Source organism: Cryobacterium sp. TMT1-2-1 (assembly GCF_004403955.1).
Classification (GTDB): domain Bacteria; phylum Actinomycetota; class Actinomycetes; order Actinomycetales; family Microbacteriaceae; genus Cryobacterium; species Cryobacterium psychrotolerans.
The window spans coordinates 23,899-44,507 of sequence record NZ_SOHC01000070.1; the positions used below are offsets into that span (position 1 = coordinate 23,899).

23 protein-coding genes and 1 pseudogene are annotated in these 20,609 nt (G+C 70.8%); 9 read left to right on the plus strand and 15 right to left on the minus strand.

Translation table 11 applies throughout. The features are described from left to right. Positions 1-114 precede the first annotated feature (114 nt). The 3 genes and pseudogenes from E3T33_RS12885 to E3T33_RS12895 all read right to left on the minus strand — a co-directional run. Positions 115-492 (minus strand): annotated as a pseudogene (locus E3T33_RS12885) (GNAT family N-acetyltransferase); the annotation flags it as partial. Between the two features lie 54 nt (positions 493-546). Continuing rightward, positions 547-1,338 (minus strand): gamma-glutamyl-gamma-aminobutyrate hydrolase family protein, encoded by a 792-nt coding sequence (locus E3T33_RS12890; protein ID WP_092324874.1) that lies wholly within the window; start codon positions 1,336-1,338, stop codon positions 547-549. Positions 1,339-1,449: 111 nt separating this feature from the next. Then, the gene (locus E3T33_RS12895; RefSeq protein ID WP_092324875.1) at positions 1,450-1,803 is read right to left on the minus strand and encodes a VOC family protein; all 354 of its coding nucleotides are present in this window, start codon (positions 1,801-1,803) and stop codon (positions 1,450-1,452) included. Between the two features lie 95 nt (positions 1,804-1,898). On the opposite strand from E3T33_RS12895, the gene E3T33_RS12900 reads away from it, so the two are divergent. The 8 genes from E3T33_RS12900 to E3T33_RS12935 all read left to right on the plus strand — a co-directional run bounded on the left by E3T33_RS12900 (position 1,899) and on the right by E3T33_RS12935 (position 10,063). Continuing rightward, positions 1,899-3,971, plus strand: coding sequence for a TPM domain-containing protein (locus tag E3T33_RS12900; protein WP_092324877.1), 2,073 nt, complete (start codon positions 1,899-1,901; stop codon positions 3,969-3,971). Between the two features lie 52 nt (positions 3,972-4,023). Continuing rightward, positions 4,024-4,755, plus strand: coding sequence for a PspA/IM30 family protein (locus E3T33_RS12905; protein ID WP_092324879.1), 732 nt, complete (start codon positions 4,024-4,026; stop codon positions 4,753-4,755). A gap of 109 nt (positions 4,756-4,864) precedes the next feature. After that, entirely contained in the window at positions 4,865-5,512 is a 648-nt protein-coding gene (locus tag E3T33_RS12910; protein WP_092324881.1) for an NADPH-dependent F420 reductase, read from the plus strand. A 104-nt stretch (positions 5,513-5,616) separates the two neighbouring features. Further along, the gene (locus E3T33_RS12915; protein ID WP_092324882.1) at positions 5,617-6,450 is read left to right on the plus strand and encodes an arginase family protein; all 834 of its coding nucleotides are present in this window, start codon (positions 5,617-5,619) and stop codon (positions 6,448-6,450) included. A gap of 62 nt (positions 6,451-6,512) precedes the next feature. Beyond that, positions 6,513-7,319 carry a crotonase/enoyl-CoA hydratase family protein gene (locus E3T33_RS12920; protein ID WP_241977261.1) on the plus strand — a complete coding sequence of 269 codons (807 nt, stop codon included), beginning with the start codon at positions 6,513-6,515 and terminating at the stop codon, positions 7,317-7,319. A 13-nt stretch (positions 7,320-7,332) separates the two neighbouring features. Continuing rightward, entirely contained in the window at positions 7,333-8,781 is a 1,449-nt protein-coding gene (locus tag E3T33_RS12925) for an NAD(P)/FAD-dependent oxidoreductase (RefSeq protein ID WP_092324884.1), read from the plus strand. A gap of 27 nt (positions 8,782-8,808) precedes the next feature. Next, positions 8,809-9,168, plus strand: a complete 360-nt coding sequence (locus tag E3T33_RS12930; RefSeq protein WP_092324886.1) for a Fe-S oxidoreductase — start codon at positions 8,809-8,811, stop codon at positions 9,166-9,168. Positions 9,169-9,187: 19 nt separating this feature from the next. Next, the gene (locus tag E3T33_RS12935; RefSeq protein ID WP_092324888.1) at positions 9,188-10,063 is read left to right on the plus strand and encodes an SDR family NAD(P)-dependent oxidoreductase; all 876 of its coding nucleotides are present in this window, start codon (positions 9,188-9,190) and stop codon (positions 10,061-10,063) included. A gap of 108 nt (positions 10,064-10,171) precedes the next feature. Here the strand turns inward: E3T33_RS12935 and E3T33_RS12940 are convergent, their stop codons facing one another. The 7 genes from E3T33_RS12940 to E3T33_RS12970 all read right to left on the minus strand — a co-directional run bounded on the left by E3T33_RS12940 (position 10,172) and on the right by E3T33_RS12970 (position 15,994). Beyond that, positions 10,172-11,641 (minus strand): catalase, encoded by a 1,470-nt coding sequence (locus E3T33_RS12940; protein ID WP_092324890.1) that lies wholly within the window; start codon positions 11,639-11,641, stop codon positions 10,172-10,174. 60 nt (positions 11,642-11,701) lie between these two features. Continuing rightward, the gene (locus E3T33_RS12945) at positions 11,702-12,151 is read right to left on the minus strand and encodes a Fur family transcriptional regulator (RefSeq protein ID WP_092324892.1); all 450 of its coding nucleotides are present in this window, start codon (positions 12,149-12,151) and stop codon (positions 11,702-11,704) included. A 73-nt stretch (positions 12,152-12,224) separates the two neighbouring features. Further along, positions 12,225-12,989, minus strand: coding sequence for a sulfite exporter TauE/SafE family protein (locus tag E3T33_RS12950; RefSeq protein ID WP_092324894.1), 765 nt, complete (start codon positions 12,987-12,989; stop codon positions 12,225-12,227). After that, positions 12,986-13,582 (minus strand): rhodanese-like domain-containing protein, encoded by a 597-nt coding sequence (locus E3T33_RS12955; RefSeq protein WP_092324896.1) that lies wholly within the window; start codon positions 13,580-13,582, stop codon positions 12,986-12,988. The genes E3T33_RS12950 and E3T33_RS12955 overlap by 4 nt, the downstream gene beginning before the upstream one ends. 20 nt (positions 13,583-13,602) lie before the next feature. Beyond that, positions 13,603-13,917, minus strand: a complete 315-nt coding sequence (locus tag E3T33_RS12960) for a rhodanese-like domain-containing protein (protein WP_134575479.1) — start codon at positions 13,915-13,917, stop codon at positions 13,603-13,605. 230 nt (positions 13,918-14,147) lie between these two features. Then, positions 14,148-15,575, minus strand: coding sequence for an amidase (locus tag E3T33_RS12965; RefSeq protein ID WP_092324900.1), 1,428 nt, complete (start codon positions 15,573-15,575; stop codon positions 14,148-14,150). A gap of 32 nt (positions 15,576-15,607) precedes the next feature. Continuing rightward, entirely contained in the window at positions 15,608-15,994 is a 387-nt protein-coding gene (locus E3T33_RS12970; RefSeq protein ID WP_092324901.1) for a hypothetical protein, read from the minus strand. A gap of 56 nt (positions 15,995-16,050) precedes the next feature. Here E3T33_RS12970 and E3T33_RS12975 point away from each other — a divergent pair, with 56 nt between their 5' ends. Beyond that, positions 16,051-16,869 carry an SDR family oxidoreductase gene (locus E3T33_RS12975; RefSeq protein WP_241982944.1) on the plus strand — a complete coding sequence of 273 codons (819 nt, stop codon included), beginning with the start codon at positions 16,051-16,053 and terminating at the stop codon, positions 16,867-16,869. A 32-nt stretch (positions 16,870-16,901) separates the two neighbouring features. On the opposite strand, the gene E3T33_RS12980 is transcribed toward E3T33_RS12975, so the two are convergent. The 5 genes from E3T33_RS12980 to E3T33_RS13000 form a co-directional block, all read right to left on the minus strand. Continuing rightward, a complete protein-coding gene (locus E3T33_RS12980) occupies positions 16,902-17,480 on the minus strand; it encodes a GNAT family N-acetyltransferase (protein WP_174775346.1) in 579 nt (192 codons plus the stop codon). A gap of 32 nt (positions 17,481-17,512) precedes the next feature. Beyond that, entirely contained in the window at positions 17,513-18,202 is a 690-nt protein-coding gene (locus E3T33_RS12985; RefSeq protein ID WP_241977260.1) for a uracil-DNA glycosylase, read from the minus strand. Between the two features lie 6 nt (positions 18,203-18,208). Further along, positions 18,209-18,928, minus strand: a complete 720-nt coding sequence (locus tag E3T33_RS12990) for a Type 1 glutamine amidotransferase-like domain-containing protein (protein WP_092324907.1) — start codon at positions 18,926-18,928, stop codon at positions 18,209-18,211. A 97-nt stretch (positions 18,929-19,025) separates the two neighbouring features. After that, positions 19,026-20,156 carry a bifunctional 2-methylcitrate synthase/citrate synthase gene (locus tag E3T33_RS12995; RefSeq protein WP_092324909.1) on the minus strand — a complete coding sequence of 377 codons (1,131 nt, stop codon included), beginning with the start codon at positions 20,154-20,156 and terminating at the stop codon, positions 19,026-19,028. Next, positions 20,153-20,609 (minus strand): isocitrate lyase/phosphoenolpyruvate mutase family protein (locus E3T33_RS13000; protein ID WP_174843290.1); only part of this gene is annotated, 457 nt, incomplete at its 5' end. The genes E3T33_RS12995 and E3T33_RS13000, both read right to left, overlap by 4 nt.

Below are 20,609 nucleotides of genomic sequence, written 5' to 3' on the forward strand. Positions count from 1 at the left end.
TTGCCACCCGCAGACAGGGTGGTCTCTGGCGGATCGCGCGGGATGACTGGCTCGTCGGTAGTCAGGGGGTGATTGTGCTCTCCCGTGCCCGGGAAGTGAAGGGCCGCAGGCTGGTCAGTGTTCGGGTCGGGCGAGCAGGTAACGCAGGTGCGGGCGGAGCGGTGAGCCCGCGGCGATCCTCGGAAGCTCGAACTCGTCGGACAGGGTCATGCCGAGTCGCACCATGACGGCCCGGGACGGCGCGTTCAGCACCGCCGTGATCGAGTTCACCTCGTCAAGCCGCAGCTCGTCGAAGGCGACGGCCAGGGCCGCCTTCGCCGCTTCGGTGGCATAACCCTGTCCCCAGGCTTCGCGCGCGAGACGCCAGCCGACCTCGACGCCGCCGGGGACGCCGCCTGGCATCGGAGCCAGGCCCGTGAAGCCCAGGAAGGCGCCCGAACCGCGGTGCTCGAGAGCCCAGAGGCCGTAGCCGCGGATGTCGAAGGAGGCATCCGCTCGGGCGGCGAGCGCGTCGCTGCCGGCGTCAGGGGGCGCGCGGGGCGCGGATTACGCGGCGATGAGTTCGCCGGCGAAGCGGGCGGATGCCAGCTGGCCGCCGAGCAGTGCGAGGAGCACGCCGAGTTGGTCCGCGGGAGAGTCGGGAGCCTCCGGGTGCCACTGCACCCCGGTGATCGGCCTGCTTGCGTGTTCGAGCGCCTCGACGAGCCCGTCCGGGGCCAGTGCCGCGGCCACGAGCCCGTCGCCGAGCCGGCCGACGCTCTGGTGGTGCGCGCTCTGCACCGAGATCTCGGCCCGGCCGAAGCTGCCGGCCAGGCCGCTGCCGGCGACGAGGGTTACCCCGTGCTCCGTGAGGATCTCGTCGACCGGCACGCCGTCAGTCCGGTGGACGCCGTCGTCTTCGATGTGCTGCACGATCGATCCGCCGAGGGCGACGTTGATGATCTGCAGGCCCCGGCAGATGCCGAGCAGCGGGGTGCCCTGGGCCACGGCGCGCTGCACGAGCGCGATCTGGCCGGCGTCGGCGATCTCGTAGTGGCGGGTTTCACCCTCGTAGCCGGTGCGCCCGCCGTAGAACCGGGGGGCGATGTCCTCGCCGCCGACGATCACTATGGCGTCGGCATCGATGGTGGCGGCGAGCAGTTCCGCGACCGAGACATCCGCTGCAGCGGTGCGCGTGACCTGCCAGCCGCCCTGCTCGCCCTCGCCGGTCACGCGGGAGATCAGCGTCTGAACCTTGGCGTGGTACTCGCGCTGGTCGGGCCGGGATCCGGTCACCTCGACGACGGCCAGTCGGGGCAGGTCGGCCTGTGTGTTCATGCTCGCCCCGCTCCCGGTCATCCGTCGTTACTACCAGTGTGGGGAAGACTGGCGGATGCCGCGAGCGCGCCCGTAACAGGCCGCAACAGTTCCGGCCCGCCTGCAGGGGCGTCGTGCGGGGCCGCCGGCCCGTCAGCGGCCCTGCACGACGCAGAACTCGTTTCCGTCGGGATCCTGCAACACGCTCCACCGGGTGTTCCACTCGTCGTGGTCGTCGACCAGGGTCGCGCCCAGGCCGACCAGCCGGAGGACCTCCGCCTCTCGATCGCCCGCGACGAAGTCGACGTGCATGCGGTTCTTGGCGACCTTCTTCTCCGGCACCCGGAAGAACAGCCAGCCGGCCTCCCCCGGCCCGCCCTCGGGGATGAACGCGGACGCGGCATCCGCCCCCTCACGCACCGCACGCCCGAGGACCTCGGACCAGAACGCGGCGAGGCGGCCGGCATCCTCGCAGTCGACAACAATGTGGTGCAGCGCGAGAGTCATGCAACGGATGCTACCGGCGCCGGTTCTCGCCGGGTCCCTAGACTCACCCGCGGCGCGGGCATATGGTGAGCGAGGGACGGCGCGGAGGTGGGCACATGCGGGCAGGGTGGACGATCGTATCCGGACTGCTCCTGTCTGCGCTCGTGCTCTCGGCCCCCGCCGTTGCGCACGCCGAAGACCCGGTCACCTTCGGCGCCAGTCACATCGTCGACCGGGTCGACGCCCTCGGCGATCGCGAAGGCGACGTGCAGGCCGCCCTCGACCAGCTCTACGAAGACACCCAAACCGACCTGTTCGTCGTCTACGTCGACAGCTTCACGGGCGCCGCGGACCGCGAGGCCTGGGCCGACGAGACGGCCGACAAGAACGGCCTCGGCAGCAGAGATGTCCTCCTCGCCGTCGCCACGGCCGACCGTCAATACCAGCTGTCGGTCGCGGCCGACTTCGCGCTCACCGACGCAGAGCTGACCGACCTCGAGACCGTGGCCATCGAACCGGCCTTCCGCGAGAATGACTGGGCGGGGGCCGCCATCGGGGCCGCCGAGGGCATCGGCGCCAGCATCACCGGCGCCCCCGTGCCGGCGCCCGTCGTCACTCCCGGCGAGGCGAATCCGGGCGGCGGCCGATATACGGGCGTGTGGGTCGCGCTCGTCATCCTGATCGTGGTCGGCGGGATCGTGCTCGTGGTCGTGCTCGCCCGCCGGCAGCGCGCCGTCCCCGCCGGTGGCGCCGGTCGCGCCTCCGGAGCCCCGCCGGCCCTGACCACCGCGCAGCTCAAGCAGCGGGCCGCGAGCGAACTGGTGCAAACGGACGACGCGATCAAGACCAGCGAGCAGGAGCTCGGATTCGCAATCGCGCAATACGGCGTCGAGGCGACCGGCGCGTTCCAGAGTGCGCTCGCCACCGCCAAGGCGCAGCTCAGCCAGGGTTTCACCCTGCAACAGCGACTCGACGACGCCGAACCCGACACCGAGGAACAACGGCGGGCCTGGTACGGCGAAATCATCGCCCTGTGCGACAAGGCCAACGCGGCGCTCGACGACCAGGCCGCCGACTTCGACGAGCTGCGGAAGCTGGAGCAGAGGGCGCCGGATGCCGCGGCATCACTCGAAAAGCAGATCGCCGGCGTCGACGCCCGGATCAACGAGGCGGAGGCATCCCTCGCGTCCCTGTTCGAGCGGTACTCCGAGGCCGCCCTCGCGACGGTGGCCGACAATCCCCGCCAGGCGGATGAGCGGGTCACGTTCGCCGAAAACGCGCTCACCGAGGCGAACGCCCGGCTGGCCGCCGGCGAGCCGAGCGCGGCCGCGGTCGGGATCCGGGCCGCCGAGGAATCGGTCGACCAGGCGCGTCTCCTGCTCGACGCCGTCGATCGCCTCGGCGCGGACCTGGCGTCCGCCGCGCAGAGCGTGACCGGCGAACTCCGCGAGCTCGAGACCGACATCATCCAGGCCCGGGCCCTGCCGGCCGGCACCGGCGCGGCGGCCGAACTCCCCGGGGTCATCGCGGGCACCGAGCAGACGGTGGCCGAAGTGAAGGCACACCTCGCCGCGGGAAAGATCAACCCGATCGAGCTGGTTCAACGGTTGGAAACGGCCAACGAGCGGATGGACGCCGTGCTGGCGGGTGTGCGCGACGCCCAGGCCCAGGCGCAACGCGCCGAGGCCGCGCTCACCCAGACCCTGTTGGCGGCGCGCAGCCAGGTGTCCGCCGCGGAGGACTTCATCACCGCCCGCCGCGGCGCGGTAGGTGCGGAGGCGCGCACCCGGCTCGCCGAGGCCGGGCGCCTCCTGGTGCACGCGGAATCGTCCCGGGCCGCGGACCCGGCCGGTTCCCTCGCCGCGGCCCAGCGCGCCAACGCGCTCGCCGCGGAGGCCATCTCCATGGCCAGGAACGACGTCGACGGCTTCTCCGGCACCGGCGGCATGGGCGACATGTTCGGCGGCGGGCGAAGCGCCCGCGGCGGCGGCGATGGCAGCCTCGGCGCCGTGCTCGGCGGCATCCTGATCGGCTCTATCCTGAGCGGCGGGGGAGGCGGCGGCGGAGGCGGCTTCGGTGGCTTCGGCAGCGGCGGCGGCCGGCGGGGCGGCGGAGGCGGCTTCGGTATCCCCGGAGGTTTCGGCGGCAGCGGAACCCGCTCCAGGCGGGGCGGCGGCGGCAGGTTCTAGCACGTCCACCCGATTTGGCCCATAATCGCATCACTCCTGAAAGGACACCCACATGACGAAACAGTCCATCTTTGGACGCATCGCCCAGCTGGCGAAGGCGAACATCAACGCGCTCCTCGACTCCGCGGAAGACCCGCAGATGATGCTCGACCAGATGGTGCGCGACTACACCAACAGCATCGCCGACGCAGAAAGCGCCATCGCCGAGACGATCGGCAACCTGCGCCTACTGGAGGACGACCACCGTGAGGACGTCGCCGCGGCCGGATCGTGGGGTGTCAAGGCTCTCGCCGCCAGCCGCAAGGCAGACGAACTGCGCGCCGCCGGCCAGACGGCCGACGGCGACCGGTTCGACAACCTCGCCAAGGTCGCGCTCGGCCGGCAGCTGCAGTCGGAGAAGGAAGCCAAGGGGGCCGAGCCGCAGATCGCGTCCCAGACGGCCGTTGTCGAGCAGCTCAAGACCGGACTCAACGCGATGAAGGAGAAGCTCGGCCAGCTGTCCGCCAAGCGTGACGAGCTGATCGCCCGGTCGAAGACCGCCCAGGCGCAGACGCAGGTCATGGATGCCATCAAGAGCATCGACATCATGGACCCGACAAGCGAGGTCAGCCGCTTCGAAGACAAGATCCGCCGGGAGGAGGCGCGCGTGCGGGGTGCCGGCGAACTGGCCGCCTCGAGCCTCGACGCCCAGTTCGAGAGCCTGGACGACCTCGGCGAGCTCACCGAGGTCGACGCCCGGCTCGCCGAACTCAAGGCCGGCCGCACCACCTCGATCGAGCAGTAGCCCGCGAAACCGCAGTTGTGCGCGCTATAACTCCGCTTTAGCGCGCACAACTGCGGTTTCGCGTGGGGGTGGCGGGAACATACTGGCGGGGGGCGGCGTTGGCCGGGGTATGACAACTTTAGGAATCATCGGCGCCGGAAACATCGGCAGCCAGCTCGCGCGCCTTGGCGTGGCCAACGGATACGACGTGGTCGTGAGCAATTCGCGCGGCCCGGAAACCCTGCACGATCTCGTTGCCGAGCTTGGTCCACGCGCCCGGGCGGCGTTGCCGGCCGAAGCCGCCGCCGCCGGGGATCTCGTCGTCGTCACCATTCCGCTACACGCCATCGACACCGTCCCGGCCGAGCAGCTCGCCGGCAAGATCGTGATCGACACCAACAACTACTACCCGCAGCGCGACGGCAACATTGCCGAACTCGATGACGAACGCACGACCACGGCCGAGCTACTGCAGGCGCGCCTGCCCGACGCCCGGGTCGTCAAGGCGTTCAACCACATCTATGCCGCGGATCTGACCACGCACGGCCGGCCGGCCGGCTCGGAGGACCGGCGGGCGCTGGTCCTGGCCGGCGATGACGCATCCGCCCGGGATGCCGTCGCGGCGCTGCTGGACGATTTCGGCTTCGACGGCCTCGACCTCGGTCCGCTGTCCGAGGGCTGGCGCATCCAGCGGGACACCCCCGGCTACGGCCCGCGGATGAACGAGTTCGAGCTGCGCGAGGCCGTGAGCACCGCGACTCGCTACCGCGACATGTAGTTCGTTCCGCGAAACCGCAGTTGTGCGCGCCAAAACGGAGTTTTAGCGCGCACAACTGCGGTTTCGCGTTGAGGGGGTGCGGGGCCGAGGGGCATACTGAGGGCATGTCTCCCACCTTCGTTGTCGTGCCCCAGTGGCAGGGTTCCATTTCCTCGCGCGCGATGCGCCTCGCCGACGGGGCTGAGGCCATTCGCGGCGACCTGCCCGAGTCGGCCACGCGGACGGTGGACGTACCTGCCGAGGCCGGAGACGCCCAGGACACGGGCATCCATCGCTTCTCGACGCTCCTGATGGTGCGCGAACGGATGTACCTCACCCTCCGGTCCGTCACCGACTGGGCACTCACGATCGGCGGCGACTGCGGGGTGTCCCTCTCCGCCGTGGCGCATGCCGCCCGGCGGCACCCGAACGACCTCGCCGTCGTCTGGCTCGACGCGCACGCGGCCCTGCACACGCCGGAAACGTCGCCCTCTGGCGCGTTCAACGGCATGGTGGTGCGGGCGATCGCCGGCGAGGGCACCGACGGCCTGGCCCTGGCCGAGGACAGCCGCGTTCCACTGGAGCGCGTGATCATCGCCGGCGCCCGCGACATCGACCCGGCCGAGGCCGACCTGATCGCGGAACGCGGAATCGTCACCGTTCCGGTGGAGGACCTCGGCTCCCCCGACGCGCTGGTGGCCGCCGTGCGCGCGACGGGCGCGGGCCAGGTCTACCTGCACATCGACCTCGACGTGCTCGACCCGTCCGCCATCACCGGGCTGGGCGACCTGTACCCGTTCGGGCTGGCCGTGGAGACCCTGACCGGGCTGATCACCGCGCTGCGGGCCGATTTCGGCCTCGCCGGGGCGACGATCGCGGGCTTCGCGCCGGCCTCGCCGGAAGACGCCGGCGACGATCTGCCGAGCATCCTGCGGATCATCGGCGCCCTCACCCGCTGAGCGCACCGGCCCCGTAGCATGGGGACCGGCGCGCCGGCGCCGAGGGGACACAGGAGGCTTCCGTGAGCGACCAGCAATCCGTGGCAGACCAGCCGAGGATCATCACCGAACGGCGCGGGCACGTGTTCCTGATCGGGTTCAACCGTCCGGAGAAGCGCAACGCCGCCGATTTCGCGCTGCTGCAGCAGCTCGCCCTCGCCTACGGGGAGCTCGAGCGCGACCCGGAGCTGCGGGTCGGCCTCGTGCACGCGGTCGGCGAACACTTCACGGCGGGGCTCGACCTCGCCGACGTCGGTCCCCGGCTGGGCCCCGACGGAATCGACATCGTTCCCGAGGGCGGCATCCACCCGTGGCAGGTGGACGGCAGTTCGCTGTCCAAGCCGGTCGTGATGGCCGTGCAGGGCACCTGCCTCACCCTCGGCATCGAGCTGATGCTGGCCAGCGACATGACCGTGGCCGCCGAATCGACGATGTTCGGCCAGATCGAAGTGGCCCGGGGCATCCTGCCCTTCGGCGGCGCGACGATCCGCTTCCCCCGGGCGGCAGGCTGGGGCAACGCGATGCGCTGGATCCTCACCGGCGACATGTTCGATGCGGCCGAGGCCCACCGGATCGGCATCGTGCAGGAGGTCGTGCCCGACGGCACGCAGTTCGACCGCGCCCTCCAGCTCGCCCAGCGCATCGCCGGCCAGGCCCCGCTGGCAGTGCAGGCGACCCTCGCGAGCGCGCGCAGCGCCGTGCGCGACGGGGATGCCGCGGCCGAGGCCGGGCTCCAGCCGACCCTGGCGCGCCTGGCCGCGACCCAGGACGCCCGAATCGGCATGGCCGCGTTCCTCAGCCGCACGCCCGCCGACTTCATCGGCCGTTGACCCGGAAGGCACCATGCCGACAGACACCTACGACCTGATCCTGATCGGCGGCGGCTCCAGCGCCGAGAACGTCGCCGACCGGGTAGCGCGGGCCGGCCTCTCCACCGTCATCATCGAGAGCGAGCTCGTCGGCGGGGAGTGCTCGTACTGGGCCTGCATGCCGTCCAAGGCCCTCATCCGCAGCGGCACCGCCCTCAGCGCCGCCCGACGCGTCGGCGGGGCCGCCGAGGCCGTGACCGGAACCCCGGATGCCCGCGCGGCGCTGCGACGCCGGGACACGATCGTGCACGACTGGTCCGACGACTCGCAGGTGAAGTGGCTGGAGAGCACGGGCATCCGTCTCGTGCGTGGGCACGGTCGCCTGTCCGGGGTGCGCGAGGTCACGGTCACCGCCGACGACGGTACGACCAGGGTGCTGACCGCCCGGCACGCCGTGGCCGTGGGCACCGGATCGGCCGCGCTGCTGCCGGAGATCCCCGGTCTGGCCGACGTCTCCCCCTGGACCAGCCGTGACGCCACGTCCGCGCCAGAGATCCCGGAGAGCCTCGCCATCCTCGGCGGCGGTGTCGTCGCCGTGGAGATGGCGACCGCCTATGCCGCGCTCGGGGCGACCGTGACCGTGATCGCCCGCAGCACTCTCCTGCGCGGGCAGGAGCCGTTCGCCGGCGAGCTGGTCGCCGAGGGCCTGCGTGCAGCCGGCGTGACCGTGCTTCTGGGGGCGACGGCGGCCCGCGCCGAGCGCACCGCGTCGGGCGAGGTCGAGCTGACGCTTGACGGCGGAGGGACGGTCACGGCGGCGGAGGTCCTCGTCGCCACCGGGCGCGTTCCCCGAACGACGGATCTGGGGCTGGACACCGTCGGCCTGACGCCCGGCGACTGGCTCGCCGTGGACGACACCATGCTCGTGCAGGGCAGCTCCCCCGCGCTGGCCGGCCGGTGGCTGTACGCGACCGGCGATGTCAACCACCGCGCGCTGCTCACCCACCAGGGCAAGTACCAGGCGCGGGCAGCCGGGGACGTCATCGTCGCGCGAGCCGCGGGCGCGCCCGTCGACGACGCACCCTGGGGTGCCCACGTCGCGACGGCGGACCACGCCGCTGTTCCGCAGGTCACCTTCACCGACCCGGAGGTCGCATCCGTCGGGCTGACCCAGGCGGCCGCGGAGGACGCGGGCCATCGCATCCGGGTGCTCGACTACGACCTCAGCTGGCTGGGCGGGGCCACCGTGCTCGCCGACGACTACACCGGTCGAGCCAGGGCGATCGTCGACCTCGACCGGAAGGTTCTGCTCGGCGTGACGTTCGTCGGGCAGGACGTCGCCGAACTTCTGCACGCGGCCACGATCGCCATCGTGGGCGAGGTTCCGATCCATCGCCTGTGGCACGCGGTGCCGAGCTACCCCACCCTGAGCGAAGTGTGGCTTCGGCTGCTGGAGGAATACGGCCGGCCGGGCGAGTCCTGAGGCCGGGCGACGACCTACGCTAGAGCGATGCGTCGCATCCTGTTCGACTCCCCGATCAGCCGGGCCGGCTATCTCTACGCGACCTGCGTCGGGGCACTCTGGGGTTCCCTGTGGAGCACCGGACGGGTGGAGCGGCGAAACGGGCTCATCGTCTTCCGCGGGATGCCCGCCTGGACGTTCGGTCGCGGCGGATCCTGCGTCGGCGGCTGCTATCTCACCAACCGAAACGTCTCCGCCGATGTGCTCGAGCACGAGGCCGTGCACAAGCGGCAGTGGCAGCGGTACGGCATGGTCTTCCCCCTGCTGTACCTGGTGGCGGGACGCAATCCGCTGCGGAACAGATTCGAGATCCAGGCCGGACTGCAGAAGGGCGGATATGTCAATTAGTCACAATGAGGGGCGCACTATGACCGCACGAACCATCATCATCACCGGCGCGAGCGACGGCATCGGAGCCGCTGCGGCCAGGAAGCTGAGCCGGGACGGAGACCGCGTCGTCATCGTGGGTCGGTCGGCCGAGAAAACGTCCGCCATCGCCGCGGAACTCGGCGCGGATTTCTTCGTCGCCGACTTCGCCGACCTGTCCCAGGTGCGCGCCCTCGCGACGGACCTGCTGGCCCGCTACCCGCGGATCGACGTTCTCGCCAACAACGCGGGCGGGATCATGGGCGCGCGGGAGACCACGATGGACGGGCACGAGAAGACCTTCCAGGTCAACCACCTCGCCCCCTTCCTGCTGACCATGCTGCTGGTCGACCGGCTCGCGGACAGCAAGGCCAGCGTGATCCAAACCTCCAGCGCGGCCAACAGCCTCTTCGGCAGGATCGACCTCGACGACCTTGACGCCGAGCAGACGTACTCCGCGAACAAGGCCTACGGCGACGCCAAGCTGGCCAACATCCTCTTCACCCAGGAACTCCACCGTCGCTTCAACGACGAGGGGATCTCCGCTGCCGCCTTCCACCCCGGCGTCGTCGCGACGAGCTTCTCGGCCACGTCGACGAGCCCCATGCGGTTCATCTACCAGACCGCGCTCAAGCGCTTCCTGCTGACCCCGGAGCAGGGCGCCGACACGCTCGTCTGGCTGGCGACGGCGACACCCGGAAGCGACTGGCGCTCGGGCGCGTACTACGAGAAACGAAAGATCGCGGGCGCCAACACGCAGGCCTACGACCCGGAACTGGCGGCCGGCCTCTGGGAGCGAAGCTCCGCCATGGTCGCCGAGCCCTTGCCCGTCGCCGAGCCCGTTCCCGTCGCCGAGCCCGTTCCCGTCGCCGAGTAGCACCCTCGCCTCCCTCGCCGAACTGTGAGTTCGGCACCTTCACCGGGCCCGGGAAGGTGCCAAACTCACAGTTCGGCGGATGGGGATGGGGCGGAGGGGAGGGGTGGGTTAGACGAGCAGGTCGGCCTCGGCCCAGGCGGCGAGGTTCGCGCGGAGGGATGCTCCGAGCGTCGCGTCGACGGCGGTCCAGTACGCGATCGCACGCTCGGTGACCTCGGGGCGCTGCACGCCGCTGATGGCACCCGTGATGGTGTCGAGGAAGCGAGCCCTGGCCGCGTCGTCGAAGACCTCGCGGTACAGCGTGCCGGCCTGGCCGAAGTCGCTGTCCTCCGAGTGCAGTGTCGCCGCGGCGCGAAGCAGGGCGCCGTCGGACTCCCAGCTGCCCTCACCGGCCGCCGCGGCATCCGCCACCGGGCCCCCGAGGGAATTCGGTGCGTAGACCGGGGCATCCGCCGGCTTGAACCCGTGGCGGGCCGCGCCGTCCTGCGAGTAGTTGTGCACGGCGGCCTTCGGCGCGTTCACCGGGATCTCGGTGTAGTTCGTGCCGACGCGGTAGCGCTGCGCATCCGGGTAGGAGAACACGCGGGCCATCAGCATCTTGTCCGGGCTGATGTCGATGCCGGGAACCGTGTTGGCCGGCGAGAACGCGGCCTGCTCGATCTCGGCGAAGAAGTTCTCCGGGTTGCGGTTGAGGGTGTGCGTGCCGACCTTGATCAGCGGGTAGTCCGCGTGCGGCCAGACCTTGGTCAGGTCGAACGGGTTGAAGCGGTAGGTCTTCGCGTCCTCGTAGGGCATGACCTGCACCGATACGTCCCACGACGGGAAGTTGCCGGCCTTGATCGCCTCGTAGAGGTCGCGGCGGTAGTAGTCGGCGTCGGCGCCGGCGATGAGCTCGGCCTCCGAGCCCTCCATCTCGACGTGGCCCTGGTTGGAGGCGAAATGGTACTTGACCCAGAAACGCTCACCGGCGGCGTTGATCCACTGGTAGGTGTGCGAGCCGAAGCCGGGCATCTCGCGCCAGGAGCGCGGCAGGCCGCGGTCGCCCATCAGGTAGGTGACCTGGTGCGCGGACTCCGGGGAGAGGGTCCAGAAGTCCCACTGCATGGTCGCGTCGCGCAGGCCCGAGCCCGGCAGCCGCTTCTGCGAGTGGATGAAGTCGGGGAACTTGATGCCGTCGCGGATGAAGAACACCGGGGTGTTGTTGCCGACGATGTCGTAGTTGCCCTCGGAGGTGTAGAACTTCACCGAGAAGCCGCGCACGTCGCGCCAGGTGTCGGGACTGCCCTGCTCGCCGGCGACGCTGGAGAAGCGCTGAAGCGTCTCGGTCGTCGCGCCGGGCTGGAAGAGCGCCGCGCGGGTGTACTGCGACACGTCGTTGGTGACCACGAACTGGCCGTGTGCTCCGCCGCCCTTGGCGTGCACGATGCGCTCCGGGATGCGCTCCCGGTTGAACTGGGCCAGCTTCTCGACCAGGTACCGGTCGTGCAGGGCTGTGACGCCGTCGGCGCCGACGGTGAGCGAGTGCGCGTCGCTGGCGACGGGGGTACCCGTCTGGGTGGTGGTGGGTTCGATAGGCATGATGCTCCTTGCTGTTCGGTACTTCGCTGCTGTTCGATTGGGCTGGGTCGACGGACGAAATCAGGGGGTCGCGGGCTCGGTTCGGCAGGACGGGCAGAGGCCCCAGAAGGTGACCTCGGCGGATGCCACGGCGAAACCGCGCGCGTCGGCGGGGGTCAGGCAGGGCGCCTCCCCCACGACACAGTCCACGTCGTGTACGGCGTCGCAGCCGGTGCAGACGAGGTGGTGGTGGTTGTCGCCGACCCGGCGCTCGAACAGCGCGGCGGAACCGGCCGGCTCGATGCGGCGAACGAGCCCGGCGGAGGTGAATGCGGCCAGCACGCCGTAGACGGCCTGCAGCGAGGTGCCGGGCAGCCCGGCGTGCACGGCTGCGAACACCCGCTCCGCGCTGGCGTGCGGCGAGTCGGCGAGCGCGTACAGCACGGCCAGGCGCTGCGCGGTGACCTTGAGGCCGGCCGAGCGGATGCCGTCGGCGAGCGTGTGCGTCGCCGTCGCATCCGTTGCCGTCATGCGCCCAGCGTAGCAGTTGTCTTGACTAATTCAAGATAAGGAAGGGCGGGTTGACTCGCGGGGAGAAGCACCCTCAGCCGATGATCGCCCGGGTCGCCACATAGGCGGCGACGAGGAGTACGAGCACGGCGAAGCCACGCTTGAGCACGACGTCGGAAAGCCCGCGGGCGAGGCGCCCGGCGGCTAAGGATGCTGCCATGGCGGCGGCGGCGAAGACGCCCACGACAGCCCAGTCCAGCTCCACGGTTCCGACGTGCGCAGCGAAACCGGCGGCGGAGTTGATGACGATGATGACCAGGGACGTGCCCACGGTGAGCGCCATCGGCAGGCCGAGCACCAGGGTGAGGGCCGGCACGATCAGGAAGCCGCCGCCGACACCGAGCAGCCCGGTGAGGAAGCCCACCACGGCGCCCGTGGCAAGGGCACGGGGCAGGCAGTGGCGCCAGTCGGTTCCGCCGTCGGGAAGGGCGCAGGGTCCGCCGACCGATTTCGTGGGGAAGAACATCCGCACGCCGGCGACGACCATGATCACCGCGAACACCCCGAGCAGCACGCGCGGTTCGATCATGCCGCTGATCAGCGACCCCAGGAACGCGGTGGCGATGCCCGGTGCGCCGATGACCGCCGCGAGGCGCCAGTTCACGCCGCCCTGCAGCCGCGGAATCACCGCAACGGCCGACGCCGCGCCGACCACGACCAGCGAGGTCGGGATGGCCTCGGACAGGGGCATCCCCACCCCATAGACCAGGGCGGGCACCGCGAGGATGGATCCGCCGGCACCGGTCAGGCCGAGCAACGCCCCGACCACGAGACCGAGGACCAGCGCCGGGACGATCATCGGTCGGTGAGCTGGTCGAGGGCCTCGCGTGCAGTCGGCTCGGTGACGGAGCGGTTCCACGGCATCCAGGACAAGGCGCGGCCCATCGCACAACTGTTGGTGGCAGCCGAGTAGGTAAGTCCGGCGCCGATGGTTCCGGCGATCACGCGCAGGTTCGGGGAGATGAATCGCCCGGCGAGCATGCCGGCGAGCACGAGCGACCCCGCGGCCATGCGCACCTGGCGCTCCAGCGCCCACGAGCTTCGGCCGCGCACGATGTCACCACCGACCGCCGCGTAGGCGGGGACGCCGCCGCTGAGGACCATCGCCCCGTCCAGCCCGACCGTGCCGAGGCGCTGCCTGGCCTGCTCGGCCCGAACCCCCGACTGGCAGATCAGCACCACGTGCGTGTCCATCCTGGCGGCGAACTCGGGCGTGTGTTCCTTGAGCAGGGGCAGCGGAACGTGGTAAGAGCCTCGGATGTGCGAAGTCTCGAACTCGCCGGCAGCGCGCACATCGATCAGCAACAGGTCGTCCTGACGTTCGACCCAGCCTCGCAGCGTGGCGGCATCGACGGATGCGGTGTCCGCGGTCGTGCCTGTCGGTGTCGTCACGATGTCTTTCCGTGGGGAGATCAATGGGGGGCCGGGGGCGCCGTCGTGGCCAGTCCCGAAGCCTTCCAGTCAAGCATGCCCCCGGACATCGTGTACGCGGTAAAACCTGCGGCGGCCAGTTGCTCGGCGGCTGCGGCGCTGCGCCGACCGCTGCGGCACACCGCAATGACGGGGCGGGTTTTGTCGAGCAGACCGGTACTGCCGGGCACCTGGGCGAGCGGGATGTGCCGGGCGCCGACGATCACGCCGTCGGCCACTTCCTCGGTTTCCCGCACGTCGATGACCTGGGCGTCGTTCAGGCGGTCCAGCACCTGCTGGGGGGTGAGCTCATTCATGGGTGGTCCTTTCGGATCGGGGTGGGGGTGGACGCTGCAACAGGCAGACGGAGGTCCATCGTTCGTCGTCCTCCCAAGTCGCGCCCTGCACCTTCCAGTATACCCCCAGGGGTATCTGGCACCACCGGCTCGGCTTCGAACCCCCTGAGGGGTCGCATATCGACCTTCCCGGGGCGAAGGAAGGTCGATATACGACCCCTCACGAGAATTTTGACGGGGGGGGGCGGGGGTCAGATCCCGGGCGGCACCCGGTCCTGCCAACGCAGGCGGCGTTCCAGCTGGGCGCCGAGGGCCAGCAGGGTCGCTTCGCCGCCCGGGCGCCCGATCAACTGCACCCCCATCGGCAGACCGCCCGCGGTCTGCATGACCGGCAGGACGATGGCCGGGAGCCCCGCGACGTTGACCATCGAGGTGAACGGCGTGTACTGCACCTGCTGCGCAAAGTTGCGCTCCCCGTCGGCCCGGTCGTACCAGCCGAGCGGGCGCGGCGTGAGCGCCAGCGCCGGGGTGAGCACGGCGTCGAAGCGCGACAGCCGGGCGATGAACGAACGCTCGAAGGCGCTCAGCGCCGCCAGCGCCTCGGCCAGGTCGCGCGCGCCGAGTGCGCGGCCGCGCCGGAGCAGCCAGCGGGTCAGCGGTTCGAGCTGCTCCTCCTGCTCCGGGCCATCGGCCGGGATGGTCGCCGCTCCCGCCTGCCAGATCGTGCGGAAGGCGGGCACGTAGCTTGCGTCGGGCGAAAGCGCGGTCTGCTCGAGGCCGTGGCCGAGTGCGGAAAGCCCGTCGACGGCCACCGCCAGCGCGGCCAGCGCCTCGGGAGCCAGGCGGATCTCGTAGTCGTCGTCCCAGGCCGACGTCGTCATGACGCCGAGCTGGAACCGCCCCTCCCCGCGCACGGCGGCCGCGAGCAGGGGGCCGTCTTCGCCGGGGGCGCGGAGCGCGAAGTGGTGCTCCGGACGGCTGCCGCTCGGAGTGATCATGGCGTCGAGCAGAAGCGCGGCATCCGCCACCGTGCGGGCGATCGGCCCGGCCACCGCGAGCCCGCCGAGAGAATCGATCCCGGATGCTGCGGGCACCCGCCCTCGGGACGGCTTCAGGCCGACGAGGCCACATGCCGCTGCGGGAATACGAATGGACCCGCCTCCGTCGGAGCCCGGCGCGAACGGCAGCATCCGCGCCGCGACCGCCACCGCGGCCCCGCCGCTGGACCCGCCGGCGCCGAGGTCGACGTCCCACGGATTGCGCGCGGGGGCCTCTGCGAGGCTCTCGGTGTACGAGGGGAGGCCGAACTCCGGGGTGTTCGTCTTGCCCAGGCTCACTCCGCCGGCCGCGTCGAGCGCCCGCACGAGGTCGTCGGACTCCTCGGGGACGAAGTCGGCCATCAGGCGCGAGCCGAACCGCGCCGGCACGCCGGCACGCCGCTGCAGGTCCTTGTCCCCGAACGGCAGCCCCCAGAGCGGCGCGGTCCGCGGCACGTTCGCCTCGACGTGGCGCGCCCGCTCGAGGGCGGCATCCGCGGTCACCGTCACGAATGCCCCCAGCGACGGATTGAGCGCCTCGATGCGCGCCAGGTAGTGCTCGGCGAGTTCGGTGGGGCGCAGTTCCCCCCGCTGGAGCGCCTGCCACTGGTCGAGGGCGGTCAGCTCGTGCGGTTGTGGCATGGGTCGAGCCTAGTCAGGTCGCCTCAGGTCGGTCAGGCCTCGTCCGGCCGAGCGCCATCGACCTCCGCCTGAATCGCGGTCAGGAGCCGCCCGAACGCCGCGGGCGCCGCCTCGAGTACCGGCCGCGCGGTCCAGCGGGCCGCCCAGCGGGCGACCTGCGCGATGTTGATGATCTCGTACTGCACGAGGGCCCCGGACTCCTCCGGCAGCACCCGGTACTCGCCGCGATACCACCAGTCGCCCTCCACGACGACGAGGCGACGCGCGGGGTCGGCCCTGACGTGGCCGGCGGCCTCATCGCCGCCGGACAGAGTGGCCACGAGGTGCCCGAAGGCCGCGTCGGGGTCGGCCGCGAGGTGGCCGGCGAAGGACCGCAGAACCGTGTGCCGGGCAGGAACGTCAAGTGGGGCATCCGTCATGCTTCGACCTTACGCGGGGCTCGCCCAGCCCGGCCGAGCGGGGCTAGCCTCAGTGCATGGCACGCTCATACTTCAACCCCATGGGAACCACCGCCCTCATCACCGGAGCCTCGAGCGGTCTCGGCATCGGCTTCGCGCACCGGCTCGCCGAGCGCGGGGCAGACCTCGTGCTCGTCGCCCGACGCCAGGATCGTCTTGAGGCCCTCGCCGTCGAACTGGCCGAGAAGTACGGCACGGCCTCGACCGTCATCCCGCTGGACCTGACCGGGCCGGATGCCGTCGCCGAGCTGGTCACGGACCTGCGCACCCGCTCCGTCACCGTCGGCACGCTCGTCAACAACGCCGGCTTCGCTACCTTCGGGCCCTTCGCCGTGTCCGACGCCGGCCTGCAACGCGAACAGGTGGCGCTCAACGTGCAGGTGCTCACCGAGCTGACCCGGGCGTTCCTGCCGGACCTGCTCCAGACCGCAGGCGAGCATCCGCACGGCGCGGCCCTCGTGAACCTGGCGAGCACCGCCGCGTTCCAGCCGGTGCCTCGCATGGCCGTCTATGGAGCGACCAAGGCGTACGTGCTGAGCTTCACCGAGGCGCTCTGGTACGAGACACACGCCTCCGGCCTCAAGGTGACGGCGCTCTGCCCCGGCCCGGTTGCCACGGAGTTCTCCCGGGTGGCCGGCGTCGCGGCCCGGCGACGCCCGCAGAGCGTCGACCAGGTGATGCGCACCGTGTTCGCCGACCTCGACCGCGGCACTCCCCCGCCGCACAGGGTCAGCGGCGCGCGGAATGCCGCGCTGGCCTGGCTCTCGAGGGCCTTGCCGCGCGGCGCCGTGGTGAAAGCGACCGGGCGCCTGACCGCGCGCCGCCGCACCGCCTAACGGACACTGCGCTACCTGCTCGGGGCGACCGCCTACTTCAGGCTCTTCTGCATGAGCACGGTGCCCAGCCAGCGCTCGAATTTGAAGCCGACCTTGCCCATCCGACCGATTTCCTCGAAGCCGAAGTCGTGGTGCAGCTTGATCGACGCGTCGGCACCCTGGTCCGCGATCACGGCGATGATCTCCTTGAGCCCCGCGGCCTTCGACCGCGCGATGAGTTCGGCGAGCAGAACCCGGCCCAGGCCCTTGCCTGTGGATGCCGCGCCCAGGTAAATCGAGTTCTCCACGGTGAACCGATACGCCTTCTTCTGCTTCCAGGGGCTGACCAGCGCGTAGCCGAGGAGCTGCCCGGCCGGGGACTCGGCCACGATGAACGGCATGCCGAGCCGTTCCAGGTAGGCGCACTTGTCCCGCCACTCGGCCAGGGTCATCGCGTCCTCGTCGAACGTGACGGTGCTGTTCGCGACGTAGTAGTTGTAGATCTCACGGATGTACGGGAGGTCGGCGGCCGTTGCGTCGCGCAGCGAGTACTCGAACGGCGCCTCGGGCGGCGGCACCGGGCGAAGGTGCATCGGCAGCCGTCGCCTGGGCTGGTATTCCTCTTCAAGCACCGGTGACTCCCCTCGTTTCTTCAACTTCCAGATTAGCCGAGCGACCAGTCGACGGGCGCGGCTCCCTGGGCCGTCAGGAGTTCGTTTGCCCGGCTGAACGGGCGGGATCCGAAGAATCCCCGCCTCGCTGACAGCGGGCTCGGGTGGGCAGACTCGATCACGGGCGTGTCGCCCAGCAGGGGCCGGAGGCTCGCGGCATCCCTGCCCCAGAGGATGGCCACCAGCGGGCGGCGGCGCGCGACGAGGGTGCGGATGGCGTGCTCGGTCACGGCCTCCCAGCCGCGCCGCCGGTGCGACCCGGCGACCCCCTCCTGCACGGTGAGCACCCGGTTCAGCAGCATGACGCCACGCGCCGCCCAGGGGGTGAGGTCGCCGTGCGGCGGCGGGGTCAGCCCGAGGTCGTCGTGGAGTTCGCGGTAGATGTTCTGGAGGCTTCGCGGCAGGGGACGCACGTGGGGGTCGACGGCGAAGGACAGCCCGATCGGGAATCCGGGGGTCTGGTACGGGTCCTGGCCGACGATGAGCACCTTCACATCGTCGAAGGGATGGCCGAAGGCGCGGTAGATCTTGTCGCCTGCGGGCAGCCAGGGGCGTCCGGCCGCCGTCTCGGCCCGGAGGAAGTCGTCCATCGCGCCCATCTCGTGAGCGACCGGCGCAAGCGCCTCGGCCCAGCCGGGGTCGATCCGGCCGTCGCCGAAGCGGGCCCCCGGGGGCGTCGGCACGGGGTCCTAGGCGCCGAAGGTGCTGACGAGAACCCCGTCGGGCGCCTGGCTGACCCGCCAGACGCTGCCGGCGCCGACCACGCCCAGCGCGCCCTCGCCGACCACCAGGGCGGTGTTCTCGTCGATGGCGAGGCCTCCGTCGACCAGTCCGGCCTCGACCGCGGCGATCAGTCGGGACAGCGTGCCCCACTGCGCGGCGTGCACCTCGACGGTGACATCCAGCAAGCCGATGCCGTTGTCGACCGTGACCTCGTCGAGGTCCTCGGATCCGTCCTGTGGCGCGACCTCGACGCCGCCGATCCGCCAGCCGCCGGTCAGGGCGCGCTCGGCGGCGATCATCGCGCCGGCCGAGTAGCCGAGGTAGGGGATGCCGGCCGACACCTGGCGGCGGATCTCTCCGGCGATCGGCGCGACCGCGGCGAGATAGGCGGGGGTGAGCCCGCCGCCGATGACGATGCCGTCGACGTCCCCGACCGCGGTCAGGGCCGCCCGGCCGTCCAGCTCGAGCGTGGTGAGCACGGGCTCGAAGGGCGCGGCCGCGGCCAGCGCTGCCGTGAGGTTCGCGGCGTGCTCGTCGCCGTCGCCGGACCGCACGGAGATGATCGCGATGCGCGGTTCGACCCGTCCGGCCGCGGTCGCTCGCGCCGTCGCCTCACCGACGAACGGTCCGTAGACCGCGGGATAGTGCTCGGAAGCCCAGCCGCCGCCGACCAGGTGCACGCTCATGCGTTCACCTCGGTGCCGTGGATGCTGCCGGTCGTCTGTCGTACTGCGTCATGGGCCATTGGTCAATGGTATGCCGCGAAGCGTCCGGCGAAGGTCCTCAGACGATGTGGCGTTCCTCCACGCCGTCGTACACCGACAGCGGGCGGATGAGGGCGTTGGAACCGGTCTGCTCGATGATGTGCGCCGTCCAGCCGATCACCCTGGCCGCCACGAACAACGGGGTGAAGGTGAGGGTGTCGAAGCCCATCAGGTGATAGGCCGGTCCGGACGGGTAGTCGAGGTTGGGCAGGATCGCCTTCTGCTCGGTCATCGCCGCTTCCAGCGCCGCGTACAGTTCGAGCAGGTCGGGCCGCTCGTAGTGTTCGACCAGGGTCAGCAGCGCCGCGTGCATGGTCGGCACCCGTGAGTCGCCGTTCTTGTAGACCCGGTGCCCGAAGCCCATGATCTTGCGCTTGTCCACGAGGGCGCGGTCCAGCCAGGCAACCGCGCGGTCGCCGGCGCCTTCGCCCGCGCCGATCTCGTCGAAGGTGTGCATCACGGCTTCGTTCGCGCCGCCGTGCAGCGCGCCCTTGAGCGCGCCGATCGCTCCGGTCACCGCGGAGTGCAGGTCCGCGAGCGTGGAGGTGATCACCCGCGCGGTGAAGGTCGACGCGTTGAACGAGTGCTCGGCGTAGAGGATCATCGAGACGTCGAACGCGTCGACGACGGCCAGTTCCGGCACCTCGCCAAAGGTCATGTGCAGGAAGTTCGCCGAGTAGCCGAGGTCGTCCCTGGGTTCGACCGGGCCCTGGCCGTGGCGGCGACGCTGGTCGTACGCGATGATCGCCGGCAACTGCGAGAACAGCCGGATCGACTTGGCCAGGTTGGCCTCCGGCGACGCGTCGGCGACCTCGGGGTCGCGGGCGCCGATCACGCTGACCGCGGTGCGCAGCACATCCATCGGATGCGCGCTCATCGGCAGCTCGTCGATGACGCGGTGCACGACGGGGTCGAGCCGGCGCAGCGACCGTTCCAGCTGCTCGAACTCGGCCAGCTGTGTTTCGTCCGGCAGCTCGCCGTGCCAGAGCAGGTACGCGACCTCCTCGAAGCTGCACAGGGCGGCCAGTTCCTGCACCGGGTAGCCCCGGTACAGCAGGGAATTCGTCTCCGAGTTCACCTTCGAAATCGCGGTGACATCCACCGGCACGCCGGCGAGGCCCTTGAAGACCTTCACATCCTTCTCGCTCATATCGTTCCCTTCTCGTTCACGCTGAAGTTGAAAATGCCTGAGTCGAACTTGTTGTACGCCTCGTAGTCGAGCAGCTCGTAGAGCTCCGTGCGGTGCTGCATCTCCGGCAGGAGGGAGGTCAGCGACCCTTCCGCCTGGATGGCTGCGAGTCCACGGTCGGCGGCGCCCATCGCCAGGCGCAACAGCGACACCGGGAAGATCACCATGTTGACGCCGATCCCGCCGAGCTGGTCGACCGTGAACAGTTCGCTCTTGCCGAACTCGGTCATGTTCGCCAGCAGCGGCACGTCGACGGCCGCGCGGATCGCCTCGAACTCGGCCAGCGTCGCCATCGCCTCGGGGAAGATCGCGTCGGCGCCGGCGTCGACGAGCTTCTTCGCCCGGTCGACGGCCGCGTCGAGGCCGCCATCACCCGGCACCGTGGCACGGATGTCGGTGCGCGCCATGATCAGG

Bases quoted from the DNA above. Each gene is read 5' to 3' on its own strand.
- E3T33_RS12890 (WP_092324874.1), bottom strand. From the start codon at position 1,338: ATGACCGGGAGCGGGGCGAGCATGAACACACAGGCCGACCTGCCCCGA.
- E3T33_RS12895 (WP_092324875.1), bottom strand. From the start codon at position 1,803: ATGACTCTCGCGCTGCACCACATTGTTGTCGACTGCGAGGATGCCGGC.
- E3T33_RS12900 (WP_092324877.1), top strand. From the start codon at position 1,899: ATGCGGGCAGGGTGGACGATCGTATCCGGACTGCTCCTGTCTGCGCTC.
- E3T33_RS12905 (WP_092324879.1), top strand. From the start codon at position 4,024: ATGACGAAACAGTCCATCTTTGGACGCATCGCCCAGCTGGCGAAGGCG.
- E3T33_RS12910 (WP_092324881.1), top strand. From the start codon at position 4,865: ATGACAACTTTAGGAATCATCGGCGCCGGAAACATCGGCAGCCAGCTC.
- E3T33_RS12915 (WP_092324882.1), top strand. From the start codon at position 5,617: ATGTCTCCCACCTTCGTTGTCGTGCCCCAGTGGCAGGGTTCCATTTCC.
- E3T33_RS12925 (WP_092324884.1), top strand. From the start codon at position 7,333: ATGCCGACAGACACCTACGACCTGATCCTGATCGGCGGCGGCTCCAGC.
- E3T33_RS12930 (WP_092324886.1), top strand. From the start codon at position 8,809: ATGCGTCGCATCCTGTTCGACTCCCCGATCAGCCGGGCCGGCTATCTC.
- E3T33_RS12935 (WP_092324888.1), top strand. From the start codon at position 9,188: ATGACCGCACGAACCATCATCATCACCGGCGCGAGCGACGGCATCGGA.
- E3T33_RS12940 (WP_092324890.1), bottom strand. From the start codon at position 11,641: ATGCCTATCGAACCCACCACCACCCAGACGGGTACCCCCGTCGCCAGC.
- E3T33_RS12945 (WP_092324892.1), bottom strand. From the start codon at position 12,151: ATGACGGCAACGGATGCGACGGCGACGCACACGCTCGCCGACGGCATC.
- E3T33_RS12950 (WP_092324894.1), bottom strand. From the start codon at position 12,989: ATGATCGTCCCGGCGCTGGTCCTCGGTCTCGTGGTCGGGGCGTTGCTC.
- E3T33_RS12960 (WP_134575479.1), bottom strand. From the start codon at position 13,917: ATGAATGAGCTCACCCCCCAGCAGGTGCTGGACCGCCTGAACGACGCC.
- E3T33_RS12965 (WP_092324900.1), bottom strand. From the start codon at position 15,575: ATGCCACAACCGCACGAGCTGACCGCCCTCGACCAGTGGCAGGCGCTC.
- E3T33_RS12970 (WP_092324901.1), bottom strand. From the start codon at position 15,994: ATGACGGATGCCCCACTTGACGTTCCTGCCCGGCACACGGTTCTGCGG.
- E3T33_RS12975 (WP_241982944.1), top strand. From the start codon at position 16,051: ATGGCACGCTCATACTTCAACCCCATGGGAACCACCGCCCTCATCACC.
- E3T33_RS12990 (WP_092324907.1), bottom strand. From the start codon at position 18,928: ATGAGCGTGCACCTGGTCGGCGGCGGCTGGGCTTCCGAGCACTATCCC.
- E3T33_RS12995 (WP_092324909.1), bottom strand. From the start codon at position 20,156: ATGAGCGAGAAGGATGTGAAGGTCTTCAAGGGCCTCGCCGGCGTGCCG.